12 protein-coding genes are annotated in these 16,291 nt (G+C 73.8%); 3 read left to right on the top strand and 9 right to left on the bottom strand.

The window, feature by feature from the left end; genetic code table 11:
- Positions 1 to 162: 162 nt before the first annotated feature.
- Both QSJ97_RS06165 and QSJ97_RS06160 read right to left on the bottom strand, forming a co-directional pair.
- The gene (locus QSJ97_RS06165) at positions 163 to 966 is read right to left on the bottom strand and encodes an SAM-dependent methyltransferase (protein WP_285670782.1); all 804 of its coding nucleotides are present in this window, start codon (positions 964 to 966) and stop codon (positions 163 to 165) included.
- Complete coding sequence (locus QSJ97_RS06160; RefSeq protein ID WP_285670781.1) at positions 959 to 1,744, bottom strand: hypothetical protein; 786 nt, start codon at positions 1,742 to 1,744, stop codon at positions 959 to 961. Before QSJ97_RS06160 ends, QSJ97_RS06165 begins: the two co-directional genes overlap by 8 nt.
- 262 nt (positions 1,745 to 2,006) lie before the next feature.
- On the opposite strand from QSJ97_RS06160, the gene QSJ97_RS06155 reads away from it, so the two are divergent.
- Both QSJ97_RS06155 and QSJ97_RS06150 read left to right on the top strand, forming a co-directional pair.
- Positions 2,007 to 2,867: a DUF2182 domain-containing protein gene (locus QSJ97_RS06155; RefSeq protein ID WP_285670780.1), complete on the top strand. Its 861-nt coding sequence runs from the start codon at positions 2,007 to 2,009 to the stop codon at positions 2,865 to 2,867.
- 51 nt (positions 2,868 to 2,918) lie between these two features.
- On the top strand, positions 2,919 to 3,527 hold the full coding sequence (locus QSJ97_RS06150; protein ID WP_285670779.1) for a DUF1326 domain-containing protein: 609 nt from the start codon (positions 2,919 to 2,921) through the stop codon (positions 3,525 to 3,527).
- A gap of 139 nt (positions 3,528 to 3,666) precedes the next feature.
- Here the strand turns inward: QSJ97_RS06150 and QSJ97_RS06145 are convergent, their stop codons facing one another.
- Together QSJ97_RS06145 and QSJ97_RS06140 are read right to left on the bottom strand one after the other, a co-directional pair.
- Positions 3,667 to 4,845 (bottom strand): ComEC/Rec2 family competence protein, encoded by a 1,179-nt coding sequence (locus tag QSJ97_RS06145; protein ID WP_285670778.1) that lies wholly within the window; start codon positions 4,843 to 4,845, stop codon positions 3,667 to 3,669.
- A gap of 16 nt (positions 4,846 to 4,861) precedes the next feature.
- Complete coding sequence (locus QSJ97_RS06140; protein ID WP_285670777.1) at positions 4,862 to 6,997, bottom strand: S8 family serine peptidase; 2,136 nt, start codon at positions 6,995 to 6,997, stop codon at positions 4,862 to 4,864.
- A gap of 157 nt (positions 6,998 to 7,154) precedes the next feature.
- On the opposite strand from QSJ97_RS06140, the gene QSJ97_RS06135 reads away from it, so the two are divergent.
- On the top strand, positions 7,155 to 9,386 hold the full coding sequence (locus QSJ97_RS06135) for a N,N-dimethylformamidase beta subunit family domain-containing protein (protein ID WP_285670776.1): 2,232 nt from the start codon (positions 7,155 to 7,157) through the stop codon (positions 9,384 to 9,386).
- Positions 9,387 to 9,407: 21 nt separating this feature from the next.
- Here QSJ97_RS06135 and QSJ97_RS06130 read toward each other — a convergent pair whose 3' ends face one another.
- The 5 genes from QSJ97_RS06130 to QSJ97_RS06110 form a co-directional block, all read right to left on the bottom strand.
- The gene (locus QSJ97_RS06130) at positions 9,408 to 12,179 is read right to left on the bottom strand and encodes a PAS domain-containing hybrid sensor histidine kinase/response regulator (protein WP_285670775.1); all 2,772 of its coding nucleotides are present in this window, start codon (positions 12,177 to 12,179) and stop codon (positions 9,408 to 9,410) included.
- Between the two features lie 179 nt (positions 12,180 to 12,358).
- Complete coding sequence (locus tag QSJ97_RS06125; protein WP_285670774.1) at positions 12,359 to 13,468, bottom strand: mandelate racemase/muconate lactonizing enzyme family protein; 1,110 nt, start codon at positions 13,466 to 13,468, stop codon at positions 12,359 to 12,361.
- Between the two features lie 3 nt (positions 13,469 to 13,471).
- Positions 13,472 to 14,578 (bottom strand): mandelate racemase/muconate lactonizing enzyme family protein, encoded by a 1,107-nt coding sequence (locus QSJ97_RS06120; RefSeq protein WP_285670772.1) that lies wholly within the window; start codon positions 14,576 to 14,578, stop codon positions 13,472 to 13,474.
- A complete protein-coding gene (locus QSJ97_RS06115; protein ID WP_285670771.1) occupies positions 14,575 to 15,195 on the bottom strand; it encodes a dimethylsulfonioproprionate lyase family protein in 621 nt (206 codons plus the stop codon). Before QSJ97_RS06115 ends, QSJ97_RS06120 begins: the two co-directional genes overlap by 4 nt.
- Entirely contained in the window at positions 15,192 to 16,280 is a 1,089-nt protein-coding gene (locus tag QSJ97_RS06110; RefSeq protein ID WP_285670770.1) for a zinc-binding dehydrogenase, read from the bottom strand. The genes QSJ97_RS06115 and QSJ97_RS06110 overlap by 4 nt, the downstream gene beginning before the upstream one ends.
- Positions 16,281 to 16,291: the final 11 nt, after the last annotated feature.

The following is a 16,291-nucleotide window of genomic DNA, read 5'->3' as shown; positions in this document are numbered from 1 at the left end:
GCCGGCCTGTGCCGGCCCGCGCATCGATGCAGTCTGTAAGCGCTTTCCACCTGAGGCAAGCCTCAATGCTGCGCCGCAAGTCACTTGACGTCACGCATGCACCGTAGCGCACCGGAACCGCGAGCGCCAAGCATTGCGCATGCGTGAGGAATCTCCGGGCGCTCAGCGGGTTATCCGGGCGAGATGCTCGGGGTCCTCGAGCCGCGCCAGCAGCGCCGGGTCGGCAATCGGCCGCACCCCCGCCGCCGGCAGATGGAGCGTGATCCCGGCATGGAGCCGCGGCGCCTGGGCGGCGAGCGTGCCGAGCGGGAAGCTCCAGCGCTCGGTCGGCACGAAGGGATGCGGGCTCGCGAAGACCGCCGTCACCGGGTGCTCCGGCGGGTAGAAGGCCAGGAGATGGTCGCGCAGCCGCTGGAAACGCTCGGGGCGCGAGGGGCGGGTGCTGTGCAGGCAGCTCTCGACCACGCCGACCTGCCAGATCAGCGCCGGCACATCCGCCTGCAGCGGCCGGCGGCGCAACAGCATGTCGGTGGCCTCGTAGCTCTGCAGCCCGCCGAGCAGCGGGTCGAGGCCGAGCTCGGCCAGGATGCAGTCCATCGCCGAGATGCCGGGCTGCGCCGCGACCTCGAGCCCCAGCGCCGCGGCGCCGCGGAGGATCAGCCCCGAGGCCAGCACGCCGACGAAGGGATGCCCCTGGATCGCGAAGCTCACCGGCGGATGGTCGAGCGCCGCGCCGAGCACCCGCGCCGCCATGTGGTGGTAGCCGGCCCGCCGGGCACGGTCCTCGCGGTAGCTGGTGGCGAACAGCGGCGTCACCTTCGGGCAGAGCCGTTCGAGCCAGGCCCGGGTCGCCGGGCCGGTATCGACGAACAGCACCTCGGTGGAGGCGGCGAGCGCGCGCTCGGCCTCGCGGGTGGCATGATCGCCGATGCGGATGCCGAGGCCGATGACGTGGATGTCAGGCATCGCCGGCGCCTCCGTCGAGCGCCGCGACGAGGTCGAGCAGCCGGTCGTGGCGGCTCTCCGGCGCGGCGGCGCGGACCGCGGCGGCCAGCCCCGCGATGTCCGGCGGCGGCGGCGGCTCGGCCGGTGCCGGCGCGGGCCGGCTCGAGACCGGCGTGACGGTATACTGGTGCCGCGCCTCCAGCCCGCCCTCCGCGCCGCGGGTCACGCCGGGCGCGATGCGGATCTCGATGAGATCGTCGGGCAGGCGGTCTCCGGGCAAGGCCTCGGCGCTGACCTCGGGCTGCGGCAGGCCGGCCGGATCCTCCCCCGGCGCGAGGCCGGAGAGGGTTGCGGCGAGGTGAAGCTGCGCGAGCCCCCCATCCGCCGCCTGCACCCCGGTCATCACGCGGAGCAGGAAACGCAGCGCCCCGATCTCCGCCTCGGCCGCCGCCGCGGCCGGCATCGGCGCGGGCTCCGCCGGCGCGGCTGGTGCGCCCGGTTCTACCGCCTCGACCGGTGCGCCCGGTTCTACCGCCTGCGCGGCCGGTGCGGCCGGATCTTCCGCCGGTGCGGCAGGATCGGCCGGATCTTCCGCCGGCTCGGCCGCCGGCGCGGCCGCAGCATCGCCCCCGGCAAGGGTGAAGAGCGCCAGCCCGCCGCCCGCCGCGAGCAGCGCCCGCGCCTCCGGCGCCAGCTCATAGCCGGCCAGCGCCGCCTCCGGATCGGCCGCGACGCGCGCGCGGAACTCGGGTTCGAGCACCGCACGCTCGAGCAGATCGCGCAGCCTCGGCTGGGTCATGCCCCCTCCCGGATCCGCCAGAAACCGGCGCGGCGCGAGGCCCGCGCCCGCCGCGGATCATTAGGACGGCGCCCCGCGCGCCGGTCAAGCCTGCCAGCCGTGTCGGCGGGCCACCGTTTTTGATATGGCGCAAGGCCCGCCTGTTGGGACAATGTGACGATGCCCGCGACCGGACCGGGCGGCGCGGCCCGTGCCCCTGCGCGGCACGGCCCGCCCGCCCGTCCGTTCGATCTCCGAGGGCAATGCGAAGGAGGCGCCTGTCATGCCGGGGCAAAGCTTCAGCGACCCGAACTCGGCCCTGTCGCGGCGGCCGCGCCTGCGTCTCGGCGCCGCCGCGCCGGCCTGGATCGGGCTCTATGCGCTGCTCCTCGCGGCCTGGGCGGCACTCTGGGCGATGGACCCGGGCGCCGGCCTGCCGCGCGGCGCGGGCTTCGGCGCGCTGGCCGATCTCTGCCTCACCGCGGCGCGCGACGCCTCGCTGCCCGGGCTCTGGGCGATGTGGGCGGTGATGGGCGCGGCGATGATGCTGCCGACGGCGCTGCCCGCGCTCCGGGACTATGCCCGCATCGCCGAGACCGCCGCCAGCCGCGGCGCCGAGCGCGCGCCCTGGCTCGCGCTGCTCGGCCTCGCCGGCGGCTATCTGGCGGTCTGGTGGAGCTTCGCGCTCCTCGCCGCCGCGGCGCAGGCCCGGCTCTCGGCCGCCGGCTGGCTCGGCCTCGACGGCACGAGCACGGCGCCGCTGCTCACCGCGGCCCTGCTGCTCGGCGCCGGGGCCTGGCAGTTCAGCCATCTCAAGGCGCTCAGCCTCGGGCGCTGCCGGCAGCCCTTCATGACCTTCCTCGCCGGCTGGCGCCCGGGCTTCCGCCCCGCCTTCGCCACCGGGCTGCGCCTCGGGATCGACTGCCTCGGCTGCTGCTGGGCGCTGATGGGGCTGGCTTTCGTCGGCGGCATGAGCAACCTGCTCTGGATGGGGGCGGCGACGCTGATCATGGCGCTGGAGAAGCTGCCCGAGATCGGCCGCCCGCTGACCCGGCCGCTCGGCCTCGCGCTGATCGGCGCCGGCGTCTTCACCGCGAGCCTCGAGCTCCTGCCGCTTGTGCTGCCGCTCGCCGGCGGCGCCTGACACCCGCGAATCGCGATCCCCGGGCAGCACCCGGGCAAGGAAGGGAGAGAGATGGAGACCTGGAACCTCGAGGGCGAGCTGATCCTCAACTGCAACTGCACGGTGTTCTGCCCCTGCGTGGTCAGCCTCGGCAAGCATCCGCCCACCGAGGGCCACTGCCAGGCCTGGGCCGGCGTGCGGATCGACCGCGGCAGCTTCGGCGATACCGACATCTCCGGGCTCAATGTCGGCCTGATGCTCGACATCCCCGGCCAGATGGCGCGCGGCAACTGGACGGCGGCGGCCTATATCGACGAGCGCGCCTCCGACGACGCCTTCGACGCGCTGGTGAAGATCTTCTCCGGCCAGGCGCGCGGCACCACCGGGCTGTTCTCGGTGCTGGTCGGCGAGTTCCTCGGCGCCGAGCGCCAGCCGGTGGAATTCACCACCGAGGGCAAGACCCGGCGCCTCGTCGTCGGCAAGAAGATCAAGGGCGCGGTGGTGCCGATCGAGGGCGCCGACCCGGACAGCGAGGTCAAGGTGGTCAACACCGGTTACTGGATGGGCCCCGACATCACCATCGCCACCGCCACCCAGGGCCGGGTGCGCGACCGCGGCCGGGTCTGGGATTTCGACGGCCGCAGCGCCGAGATCTGCCAGATCCGCTGGGGCAACGCCTGAAACACCCGCCGCCACCCCCGCCGGCGGCGCGCGCGCAGCGCGTGGTGGCGGCGGGGGCGGCGGGGGTGGCGGCGGGCTTTCGCGCTTCGCTGCGGGATGCCCGCCAGGGCATCGCGCAGCGAAGCGCCACCCGCCGCCGTCAGTCCGCCAGCGTCACGGTGATGGCATGGCTGCCCGCGTCGCGGGTCTCGACCCGGGCGCCCGCCGCCGCGAGCGCCGCGATCTCGCGCTCGAAATCCCCCTGCTTCCCGCCATGCGCCATCGTCACGGCATTGCTGAGCACCACCGTGCAGGCCGCCTCTGCCCCCGCCCCTGTCCTCGCCCCCGCCCCCGTCCGCGCCGCGCGCAGCATGGCGAGCGTCGCCGGCTCCGGGTTGTCGTGCCGGCCATCGCCGCAGAAGACATAGGTTTCCGCCCGCACCCGCTCGAAGAAACCGCGCGTCACGTTCCGGTCCGAGCCGTGATGCGGCACCTTCAGCACGTCGAGATCGCAGCGCCCGCCCGCCGGCAGCACGCCGGCCGCCTCGAGCCATTCCATGATGTGGTCGCCCCGGGCATCGCCGGTCAGCAGGATGCTCTTCCCCGCGCAGCGCGCCAGCACCACCATCGAGGAGAGATTGGCGATGCTGGTATCGGTCATCGCCGCGATCTCGGCCGGCGACAGCGCCGGGTTCCACCGCCGCTGCAGCTCCGCTAGGCGCTCCCGGTCCGGGCCGATCACCGCCAGCTCCATGCCCTCCGGCAGGCTCGCCGCCTTGCCCTGCAGCACCAGCGTCTCGCCGAAGGGGCGGTTGCCGTCGAGGCCGAGCGCGATCAGGTTGTCGCGCAGCTGCCGGCCCTGGCCGATGCCGGCAAGGATCGCCGCCGCCCGCCCGTCGGAGCCGTCGAGCCCGGCAGGGGGCACGCCCCCGCCTGCCGCCGCGCCGCCCGTCGCCGCGCCCGCCGCCGCCGCTGCCGCCAGGCCGGCCAGCGCGGCCGGCTCGACGCCGCCGGTGATGTCGGCGAAGCTGTTGTGCCAGAAGCGCAGGATCCGGGCCGGAGCGCGCGCCCGGCCGGCCGCCCCGATCATCTCGCCGGTCAGCTCCAGCAGGCCCATGATGTGGTCCTGGTCGACATGGCTGACCATGGCGAGCTCGAATACCACCGGCCCGGCGCCGCCCTCGGCCGCGGCGATCTCGCGCAGCCGCGGCCGCAGATGCCGCCGGTAGACCCCCGGCGGCCCGCCATCGACGAGGATGCGCCGCGGCCGCTCCGCCGCCCCCCAGGCGAGGATCAGGCAGTCGCCGTGCCTCGCCCCCAGCACCTCGAGCTGCAACATCGCCGGCTCCCTCCGCTCAGATGCTCTGCAGGGCGCGCAGCACGTCGACCAGCCCGGCGCCCTGGAACTCCCGCCCCCTCCCGAGATCGGTGGCGGCGGCGCAGAGGATCCGCTTGATCCGCTGCGGGTGCCCGGCAAGCTCGGGATGGCGCGCGATGATCAGCGCCGCGGCGCCGCTGACATGGGGCGCGGCCATGCTGGTGCCGCTGTCCGGCCCGAGATTGCCGCCCGGCAGCGGCGCCTCGATCTTCTCCCCCGGCGCCACCAGGTCGGGCTTCAGCCGCCCGTCGCCGGTCGGCCCGCGGCTCGAGAAATAGCTGACGCCATAGCTGTGCGGACTGCTGCGATGGGTGGCGCCGACGGTGATCACCTCCGCCGCGTTGCCCGGATCGGCGATCGAGCACCAGCCATAGGCATCCACCGTGCCGCGGGCGCTGAGCAACGTGTTGTGCCCCCAGTTGCCGGCGGCGGCGACCACCACGACGCCGCTCGCCACCAGCGCATCCGCGGCGCGGCAGACCGGCGACTGCCCGCAGCCATGATTGCGCGCCAGCGTGCGGATCTGCAGGCTGAGATTGGCGCCGTGCACCGCCCGCCGCCCGCGGCTGCGGTTGAGATGCTCGACAAGCTGCAGCGCCGCGACCACCAGGAACTCGTCGCTGCTGCCATCGGCATGGCAGACGCGCAGGTCGATCAGGCCGAGATCCGGGCACATCCCGGCCAGGCGCTGCTCCGGCAGCCGCTCGCCCTCGATCTCCAGCGCCCAGGCGCCGAGATCGCCCGCCAGGATCCCCGCGACATGGGTGCCGTGGCCGTTCGCCGGCACGCGGTAGCCCCCGGCATCGTGCGGAATGCGGATCAGCGGCTCGACCAGCGCCCAGTCGATCGCCTCGCCCCCGGCGATGCGGCGCCTGACGTCCTCGACATAGCCCTTCGCCTCGGCGCGGAACGCCGGGTCGTCCACGGCCTCCGCCAGCGGGCGCTGCGAGAGCCGCTCCGGCACCCGGTGCGCGTTGCGCTGGTAGAGATGCATCAGGATCGCGTCGTCGAGCGAGCGCGGCCCCTTGCGTGCGCGGGGCGAATGGGTGCCGTCGAGCGCCGCCGCGGTCTCCGGCGGCACCAGCGCGGCATAGTCGCCGCGGAAGAGGTCCATCAGCCGGGTCATGTCGTAGGAGGCGCGCACCCGGCTGGCCGCCGCGGGATGGCCGCTCCCGCGCCGCTCCGGGTCGGCGAAGGCGGGATGCGTCGCGTCGATGCCGCTGTCGATCACCGCCCAGGCGAGGCCGCCGGCGCTGCCGGCGAAGACGCGCTCGGCGGCATCCACCTTCACCGTCCGCCGCGAGGTGGCGACGGCCAGCTCCGCCGGCCGGTTGAGCTCCACCGCCCAGACCGGGGCCGGCGGCGCCTCTGCCGGCAGCTCCGAGGCCCGCCAGCGCAGCGCCCGGGCGAGCGGCGCGGCGGTCTCGGCGAGGAAGCCGGCGATCCCGTCGGCCGCCGCCGCGGCATCGGCCGCCGCCGCCGCGCGCAGCCCGGGCGCGCCCGCCTCCGCCGCCAGCAGGAGCCCGGTGCAGTCTGCCGCGATGCCCGCCCAATGGGCGCGGCGGGCCTCGATCCCGTCTCCCGCCCCGCCGGGCGCCCGCTGCCGCGCCCGGGCGATCACCCCCCAGGCCGCCAGCACGCGCCAGAGCGGCAGCTGCGCCGGCGCCATCAGCGCGCCGCGGATCTCCGCGAGCGACGGCGCCGGCCCGAGCCCCTCGAGCGCCGCCACCCAGCCGTCGATCCGGCCCGTGACGCGCGCCCGGAACCAGTGCGTCGCCGGCAGCACCCCCGCGAAGAGCTCGTCGAGCGCGAGCTCCAGCCGCACCGTTCCGGCGAGCGCGATCGGCACCGCCCGGGGGCGCCGGATGCCGGCCTCGGCCAGCGCGCCCCGCAGCCCCGCCATCGCCGCGCTCGCCGCGAGCCTCTCGTTGAGCGCCAGCAGCATCGGATGGCGTTCCGCCGGCGCCGCGGCGAGCGCGCGCCAGACGGTCATCCGGATCGGCATGTCGGGCAGGAATTCCGGCCGGTCGCCGGCGCCGAAGGCGAAGACGACATCCTCGAGCAGGGCAAGCGCCCGGTCCCGCAAGGCCGCGAGTTCTGCATGATCCGTCATCGCCGCCCCGAGAACCGGTCGCATCGCACGACGCCGCGTCAGCATCATACACCGGAACCGGCGCCATGCCTCGTGCCTTCGGCCGCGGGCGCCCGGCGGGTTGCGGAGCGCGGGGCGGCCGGGGCAGGATCGCGCCATCGCAACAGCACGAGGCCCCATGATCCCCCTCACCGGCTATACCGACCGTCTCTCCGCCCGCCCCGGCGAGCGCATCGAGTTCCGCCTCTCCTGCAGCGTCGCCGAGGAGGTCGAGGCGCGGCTCGTGCGGGTCATCTGCGGCGATCCGAACCCGGCCGGGCCGGGGCTGGTGGAGGCGGATCTCGGCGCGGTCTACCGCGCCCGGCACCCGGTGCGGGAGCAGGCGGCCTGGACCGGCTCGCACGCGGTGATCGAGGCGGCGGAGACCGCCCTGCCCGCGGCGGGCATCACCCTCGAGGCGCTGGTCTGGCCGACCCGCCCGGGCGCCGGCGCGCAGGCGGTGCTCTCGTGCTTCGACCCGGCCGCGGGAACCGGGCTGGCGCTGGGGCTCGACGATGCCGGCCATGCCTGCCTCACCCTCGGCGGTGCCGGCGCGGCGCCGCAGCGCATCGCGGCACCGGCGCCCTGCCCGGTGCGGCGCTGGGTGCGGCTGCGGGCGAGCTACGACCCGGCCACCGGGCGCGCCGCGGTCGGCGCCGTCGAGACCGCCCCGCCCTTCGGCGAGGCCCGGCCCGCGCAGGCCGAGGCGGTGTCGGCGGCAGCCCCCGGCCCGCTGCCGGCGCGCTGGCACATCGCCGCCCTCGGCCCGGACCCGGCCAGCGGCAGGCCCGCGGCGCCGTTCTCCGGCAAGATCGAGGCCCCGGCGATCCGCATCGGCGCCCTGCCCGCCGACCGGCTGCTGGCGCCGGAGACCGGCCTTGCCGCCCTCGCCGCCTGGGACTTCACCCGCGGCATCGCCACCACGCGCATCGAGGATACCGGCCCCCATGCCCGCCACGGCCGGCTCGTCAACCTGCCCGCCCGCGCCATGACCGGGCACAACTGGACCGGCCGCGAGCATTGCTGGCGCCACGCGCCGGAGCAGTATGGCGCGATCCATTTCCACGACACCGACCTCGCCGATTGCGGCTGGGAGACCACCTTCACCTTCGCGGTGCCGGAGACGCTGCCCTCCGGCGTCTATGCCATGCGGCTCTCGGCCGGCGGCGAGACCGATGCCATCCCCTTCTTCGTGCCGCCGCCGCGGGGGCGCCGGGGCCACGATCTCGTGGTGCTGATCCCGACCTTCACCTATGTCGTCTACGGCAATTTCGACCGGCCGGATTTCGACGAAGGCTACCGGGCGCGGGCAGCGGCGCTCGGCATGGGGCGGCATTTCCCGGCGGATCACCCGGAATACGGTCGCTCCACCTACAACACCCATTCCGACGACAGCGGCATCTGCCATTCGAGCCATCTGCGCCCGATGATGACCATGCGCCCCGGCTACATGAGCCAGGACGATCCGGCGGGCTCGGGGCTGCGGCATTTCCCGGCGGACACGCATCTGCTGGCCTGGCTCGAGGCGAAGGGCATCGGCTTCGACGTCCTGACCGATGACGAGCTCGACCGCGAGGGGCCGGCGGCGCTCTCGGGCTACCGCGCGGCGCTGACCTGCTCGCACCCGGAATACCACACCGGGGCGACGCTCGACGCCTACCGCGCCTATCGCAACGGCGGCGGGCGGCTGGCCTATCTCGGCGGCAACGGCTTCTACTGGCGCGTGGCGCGCCATCCGGAGATGCCGGAGGCCATCGAGATCCGCCGCGGCGAGGGCGGCATCCGCTCCTGGGCGGCGGAGCCGGGGGAATACTTCAACGCCTTCGACGGCGCCTATGGCGGGCTCTGGCGCCGGCAGGGCCGGCCGCCGCAGGCGCTGGTCGGGGTCGGCTTCTCGGCGCAGGGCACCTTCGAGGGCGCGCGCTACCGGCTGATGCCGGCGGCGGAGGACCCGCGGGCGGCCTGGATCTTCGACGGGGTCGCGGGGATCGAGGACGGCGTGTTCGGCGATTTCGGCCTTTCCGGCGGCGGCGCCGCGGGCTTCGAGCTCGACCGCGCCGACACCCGCCTCGGCACCCCGGACCACGCGCTGGTGCTGGCGCGCTCCGAGGGGCACTCGGCCCGCTTCATCGCGGTGCACGAGGAGCAGCTCACCCATATCGTGACGCTGCCCGGCGAGCGGCCGGAGGACCTGGTGCGGGCCGAGATCGTGCTCTTCGAGACGCCGGCGGGCGGGGCGGTGTTCTCCACCGGCTCGATCACCTTCTGCGGCAGCCTGCCCCATGCGGGCTTCGACAACCCGGTCTCGGCGATGCTGGAGCGCGTGGTGCGGCGCTTTCTCGACCCCGCGCCCTTCACCATGCCGCCCTGAGGGCCGGCGGCGCGGCGGCGCTCAGCCCGAGGCCGCCCGCCGCGCCCGCCGCGGCGGCAGGCAGCGCAGCATGGTCAGCACCAGCGCATCGGCCCGGATCGGCTTGGCGACATGCCCGTCGAAGCCGGCGGCGAGGTAGCTCTCGACCTGGTGCGTCATCGCGTTGGCCGTCACGGCAATCACCGGGACGCGGGGCCGGCCGCCGGCCGCCTCCATCGCCCGCAGCGCCCGGAGCGTCTCGATCCCGTCCATCCCCGGCATCGAGATGTCGAGCATCACCAGGTCGAACCCGCCCTCGGCCGCGGCCTCCAGCGCCTCCTGCCCGCCCTCGACGGTCAGCGAATCGACATGCAGCCGGGTCAGCAGCCCGGAGAGCACGGTCCGGTTGGTGAGATTGTCGTCCGCCGCCAGGACCCGCAGGCCCTTCAGCCGCCCGACATCCTCGAACACCGCCTCCGCCGGGGCTGGCGGCACCGGCTCCGCCAGCGGCGCGAGCGGCAGGCTGACCCGCACCCGCGTGCCTTCGCCGAGCCGGCTCGAGACCTCGATCTCCCCGCCCTTGGCATCGACCAGGCGCTTCACGATCGCCATGCCGAGCCCGGTGCCCCCGAAGCGCCGCGAGGTTGCCGATTCGGCCTGCGAGAAATCCTCGAACAGCGAGCCGAGCTGCTCCTCCGACATGCCGATCCCGGTGTCGCGCACCTCCAGCACCATCGGCCGCCCGGGCAGGCAGCTGATCGACACGGTGACCTCGCCCGCCTCGGTGAACTTGATCGCGTTGGAGACCAGGTTGTGCAGGATCTGGAGGATCCGCGTCGGGTCGCCGAAACGCGGCGTCGCCACCCCGCGGCTGGTCAGCACCGAGAAGGCGATGTTCTTCTCGGCCGCCTTCAGGACATGCAGGTTCTCGACCTTGCGGGCGAGCTCGGCCGGCACGAACTCGACGCGCTCCAGCTCCAGCTTGCCGGCCTCGATCTTCGAGAAGTCGAGGATGTCGTCGATGATGTTGAGCAGGAGCTCGCCGGATTCGCGGATCGTCCGGACCATGCGCAGCTGGGACGGGTCGGTGACCGTGACGCAGAGGATCTCGGCCATGCCGATCACGCCGTTCATCGGCGTGCGGATCTCGTGCGACATGTTCGCGAGGAAGCGCGACTTGGCGTTGCTCGCCTCCTCGGCCCGGCGCACCGCCGCGGTGAGCTCGGTCACGTCGGAGCCGACCCCGCGATAGCCGGCGAATTCGCCGTTGCGGTCATAGTGCGGGGCGCCGCTGATCCGCACACAGCGCAGCCGGCCCTCCTTGTCAGTGATCTTGTAGACGAAATCCCGGAACGGCTCGCGTGCCAGCTGGCGCGCATGCAGCCACTCCCAGTCCGGCTGCCGCCCGGACAGCGCGAGGCCGAGGCGCACCTCCTCGCGGGTCCGGCCGATGAAGTCGGAGGAATCGAAGCCGTTCACCTTCTCGAAGCTCTCGGAGAGATAGGTGAAGCGCAGATCGGCGTCCTGCTCCCAGAACCAGTCGGCGCTGACCGAGGCGATGTCGATGAAGCGCGTCTTGGCGGCGTCGCGCTCGGCCAGCACCTCGGTGAGCTCGGCATTGGCGGCCTCGAGCTCGGCCTGGTGGCGCTTGAGCTCGGTGATGTCGATGCGCAGGCCGACCCGGCCGCCATCCGGCGTCGCCTTCTCCACCACCCGCAGCCAGCGCCCGCCGGCCAGGTTCTGCTCGAGCGAGACGTCGCCCGCCTCGTGCGCCGCGAGCCGCTCGGCCAGCCACTCCTCCTCGCGGCCCAGCGCCTCGGCATACTGCCCGCGTTCGAGCCCGAAGCGCAGGATCTCCGCGAACGGGGTGCCGGGCTCCATCACCTCGGCGCTAAGCGCATAGATCTCCCGATACCGGCTGTTGCACATCACCAGCCGGTCCTCCGCATCGTAGAGCGCGAAACCGTCGGACAGCACCTCGACCGCCGCGAAGAGCCGCTCGCGCACCTCCTGCGCGTCGCGCTCGGCGGCCTCGAGGCGGGCCTGCGACATGCGCGCGGCGGTGATGTCCTGGAAGGTGCCGTAGATGCGCATGACCCGGTCGTTGCGCTTCTCCGCCGCGGCCGTCGCGCGCACCCAGATGCGCCGGCCCCGCGCCGTCTGGAACGGCAGGTCGAGATCGAAGGGCGTGCTCTCGGAGATCAGCGCCTCGAGCGCGGGGTCGATCGCCAGACGCGCCTCCTCGGGATAGAATTTGAGCGCCTCGTTCAGCTCCGGCGTGCCATTGGATGGGTCGAGCTCGTGGATGTCGAAGACCGAGGGCGACCAGTGCATCCGGCCGGATTCCAGCTCGAGCTCCCAGCTGCCGACGCCGGCGACGGTCTCGATCTCGGCGCTCAGCACGCGGCTGCGGCGCTCCTCGGTGATGTCGCGGAGAATCAGGAACAGCGCAGGCTCGGCGGGCCCCTCCCCCTCCGGGCCGGAACCGCCGGCGCCATCGGCCACCGTGGTCGGCCGGCATTCGAGGAGGCGATAGCGCCCGTCGGCGCGGCGCAGGCTGTGCACCATCCGCGGCAGGCCGGCGGCCGGGCGAATCAGCGCGGCCTCCGCCACGGCCCGGTCGGCGGGATGCAGGAGATCGACATAGCGCATGCCGTGCAGCAGGCCGGGCATCCAGCCCAGCCGCGTCGTCCAGGCCGCATTGGCGGCCAGAATCACGCCGTCATGCCCGAGAATGCAGAACAGGTCGTCGGCCTGCCGGAAGAACCGCTCGTAGACATCGGCGCCAAGACCGTGTGAGTCGGATGAAGCCACGCGCGTCTCCAGCATATCAGGCATCATGCAACGATTGCGGAACCCGTAACGACGTTAGCATGTTTCACACTCTGAACAACCCGGCCGTGTGCATCGGCCCGGCAGACACGTGTGCCGGTTCCGGCCGCGGTCAAGTAGAAACATGCCCTTCCGGCAGGAAACCGGCAGGCTGCGCGCCGTCAGCCGCCGTAGACCGCCACCGGCGCGCCGAGGGCCGCCTCGTCCGGCGCGACGCCGAGCCCCGGCGCCTCCGGCAGGTGAAGATGGCCGCCGCGGTTGCGCGGGCCGCGGCCGCCGGCAATGTCTGTCGCCAGCATGTCCTGGCAGGCCCAGACGCCGAGGCGGGCATGGTCTGGCAGCGTCGCCGCGAGATGCAGCGCCTCGGTATCGGCCAGCACCGAGCCGCCGGTCGCCATCACGAAGCAGTCGATCCCGTGCGCCAGCGCGATGTCGCGCATGCGGGCGGCGCGGGTCAGCCCGCCGACGCGGTTGAGCTTGATGCCGAAGACCTCGGCCAGCCCGTCGCGGGCGATGCGGGCGGCGTCCTGCAACGTCACGAGGCTCTCGTCGACGCTGATCGGCGCGGCGGTGAGCGGACGGATCGCGGCGATGTCGTCGAGCGTCTCGCCCGGCTGCTCCACCATGATGCCGAGATCGGCGGTGGCGGTGAGCACCTGCAGCGCCTGGGACCGGCTCCAGGCGCGGTTGACGTCGTAGAGGATGCGCTCGCCGGGCAGCCGGCTGGCCTCGAGATGGCGGATGCGGGCGATGTCCTGCGCGACATCGGCGCCGACCTTGACCGAATGCACGACATAGCCGCGGTCGCGGAACGCCTGCACCGTGGCCAGCATCTCGGCGGGCGTGCCGGAGGAGACCGAGGAGGCGATCGGTGCCGGGCTGCGGCTGCCGCCTCCCATCAGGTCGGCGATCGGCAGCCCGGCCGCCTGCCCCGCGATGTCCCAGCAGGCCATGTCGACCGGCTGCTTGGCATAGAGATGCCCCGGCAGGCAGAGATCCATCGCGCGCTCGATCTCGAGCAGCCGGCGCGGGTCGCGCCCCAGCACCGCCTTCGCCATCGTCTCGATCCCGGCGCGGATGCCCGGCCCGTGCGCCGGCACATAGGTGTGGCCCCAGGGCGTGCCCTCGCCCCAGCCGGAAAGCCCGGCATCGGTGTCGATGCGCAGGATGGTGGCGTCGAGCACGTCGAAGCGCAGCCGGCCGCCGGAGAGCCAGTAGGGCCTGGCCAGCGGCAGATCCGCCTGCCAGACGGTGATGCGGGTGATCTTCATCGGTCAGGCTCCATGGACGGCGACCGGCGCGCCGAGGCTGTCGAGATCGGGCGCCACGCCGAGGCCGGGGGCATCGGGGGCAAACAGCCGGCCCGCGCGGGCGGTCGCGCCACCGATCCCGGTCGAGCGGGTGTTGTAGGCCTGCAGGTCGGTGGTGTTGTGCAGGAACTCCGCCGGGGTCGAGGCCGCGAAATGGGCGAGCGCGGCGGTGGCGATCTCGCCGCCCCAGGTGTCCTCGGCAACCACCGGGATACGGTGATCCACAAGATAGTCGCGCACCCGCCGCGCCTTCGAGAGCCCGCCGAGATTGGAGATCTTCAGGCAGACCAGCTCGGCCCCGCGGTCGGCGACGATGCGCTCGGCCATGGCGAGGCCGGTGACGCATTCGTCGAGCTTCATCGGCAGGTCGGTGCGGGCGCGCACCTGCCGGCATTCCTCATAGGTCCGGCAGGGCTGCTCGAGGATGTAGTCGAGATCCCGCGTCGCGCGGGCGACCCGCAGCGCATCGTCCACCCACCAGCCCTGGTTGGCATCGGCCATCATCGTCTCGCCCGGCCGCATCAGCGGCGCGGCGGCGCGGATGCGGTCGATATCCGCCACCCAGTCGGCGCCGACCTTCACCTGGAACTGCCGGTAGCCGGCGGCGCGGTGGCGGTCGAGCTCGGCCACGGTCTCCGCGACGCTGCGCTGCGGCGCGACGCGGTACATCGGGGCGCCGTCGGTCAGCCTGCCGCCCAGCAGCAGCCAGACCGGCGCGCCGAGGCTCTGGCCGAGAAGGTCCCAGCAGGCGGCATCGAAGGGCGCCTTGGCATAGCCGTGGCCCTGCACGGTGGCATCCATCAGCCGCTCGATCCGGCCGACCTGGCGGGGGTCCTCGCCCAGCAGCACCGGGGCGAGCAGCCGGGCCAGCGCCTCGACACCCTCGGAATGCGCCTGCATGTAGTTCTCGCCGCAGGGGCAGAACTCGCCGCAGCCGGTCAGCCCGGCATCGGTGCCGATCACCACCACCGAGGACATCGCGGTCTCGATCGCATTGCCCGCACCCCAGGCATAGGCGCCGTCCACATAGGGCAGGCCGAGCTTGTGGACGGCGATGCGGGTGATCCTCATGGGCGTCCGCTCTCCGCCGGGTCGAGCACCGAGGTGTCGAGCAGCCCCGCGCCGCGCCAGAGCGCCAGCGCCAGCAGCGGCGTCTCCTGCATCGCTGCCGCATGGGGCTGCCAGGAGGCATGCGCCCGCGTGCCGCCGGGGCCGAGGCGCTGCGGCGCATAGCCCTCGCCGGCGAAGCGCGCGCCGCCGGCCAGCACCAGATAGATCTCCTCGGGCTCGTGCCAGTGGCGGGGGTAGTAGAGCCCGCGGTCCCAGTATCCGATGGAGACCTGGTGGCTCGCGCAGCGAAACGGCCCCTCCGGCGAGACCAGGCGGAACCAGCCCGAGCGGTCGAGGAAGTCCTGCCCGAGCTGGGCCGGGGAATAGCTGTTGCGCCAGTGGAGATGCGGCGCGGCGTCGAGCACCGCCCGGATGAGCCCGCGGGTTTCCGGCGTGCCGTGCTCCAGCGCCTCCGGCAGCAGCCGCATCACCGGATGCGCCCGCGGCTCCGGCGCCGTGAACGGCAGCTCTCCGGCCAGCGCGCCGTCCATGAAATCCGCGAGCTCCGGATCCGCCGCGACCTGGGCCCGCACCGCCGCGAGCAGCGCCGCATGGGCCGCCGCACCGGCGCCGTTCACGGCGTCACCACGATGTTGCCGACATGGGACTTGGCGATGAAGGCGGCCTGCGCCGCGCGCAACTCCGCCAGCGGCCAGGTGGCGGCGAGCAGCGGGCGAATCTCGCCCCGCTCGATATGGCCGACGAGGCGGGCGAAGGTGCCGGGCGGGACCACGGTGGCGCCGGTGAAGGTGAGATCGCGCAGGTAGAAGGTGCGGAGATCGAACTCGACCACCGGCCCGGCGATGGCGCCGGCGCAGGTATAGCGCCCGCCGCGGGCGATCGCCCCGATCAGCTGCGGCCAGACCGCGCCGCCCACCACATCGGCGACCACGGTCACGCTCTCCCGCCCGATCGCCGCGCGGAGCGCCGCCTTCAGGTCCTCCGGCGCGCGCCCGATCACCGCATCCGGGCCGATCGCCGCCACCGCCGCCGCCTTGGCGCCGCCGCACATCGCCACCGTGCGCGCGCCGCGGCGCTTCGCGAGCTGGATCAGCGCCGAGCCGACCCCGCCCGAGGCGCCGGGGATCAGCACGGTATCGTCCTGCCCCACCGCGGCGCGGTCGAGCATGTTCTCCGCGGTGACACAGGAGGTGGCGAAGGTGGCGAGCTCGGCATCCGAGAGGGCGCTCTCGACCGGGTGGACATTGCGCGCATCGACCCTGGTGAACTCGGCGAAGCCGCCGTCGCATTCGCTGCCGAAATAGCCCGCCCTGTCCATGTCGAGCGGGTCTTCCGGGTCGCGCAGCCAGGGATCGACCAGCACCCGCCGGCCGAGCAGCCCGGCATCGACACCGGCGCCCAGCGCCGCCACCCGGCCGCAGACATCGGCGCCCTGGATGCGCGGGAAGCTGATCGCGGCGCCGCCCCAGGTCGCATCCTGCTCGGCCGCGCCGTCGAGCGCCCCGCCGGTGGTCGGCGCCGAAGTGCCCTTCGAATACCAGGCGCTGCGGGTGTTCACGTCGGTGTTGTTGAGGCCGCAGGCGCCGACCCGGATCAGCACCTCGCCGGGGCCTGCCACCGGCTTCGGCCAGGCCTCGTGCCAGACCAGCCGGTCGAGCCCGCCATGGCCGGTGAGCACCATCGCACGCATGGTTTCTCCCATCTCGCCGTTCT

The sequence above is a fragment of the Paralimibaculum aggregatum genome (assembly GCF_030270585.1).
In the GTDB taxonomy this organism is placed as follows: domain Bacteria; phylum Pseudomonadota; class Alphaproteobacteria; order Rhodobacterales; family Rhodobacteraceae; genus Thermohalobaculum; species Thermohalobaculum aggregatum.
The sequence above is the reverse complement of the archived record's forward strand: the minus strand, read 5'-3'. Positions and strand labels throughout refer to the sequence as shown.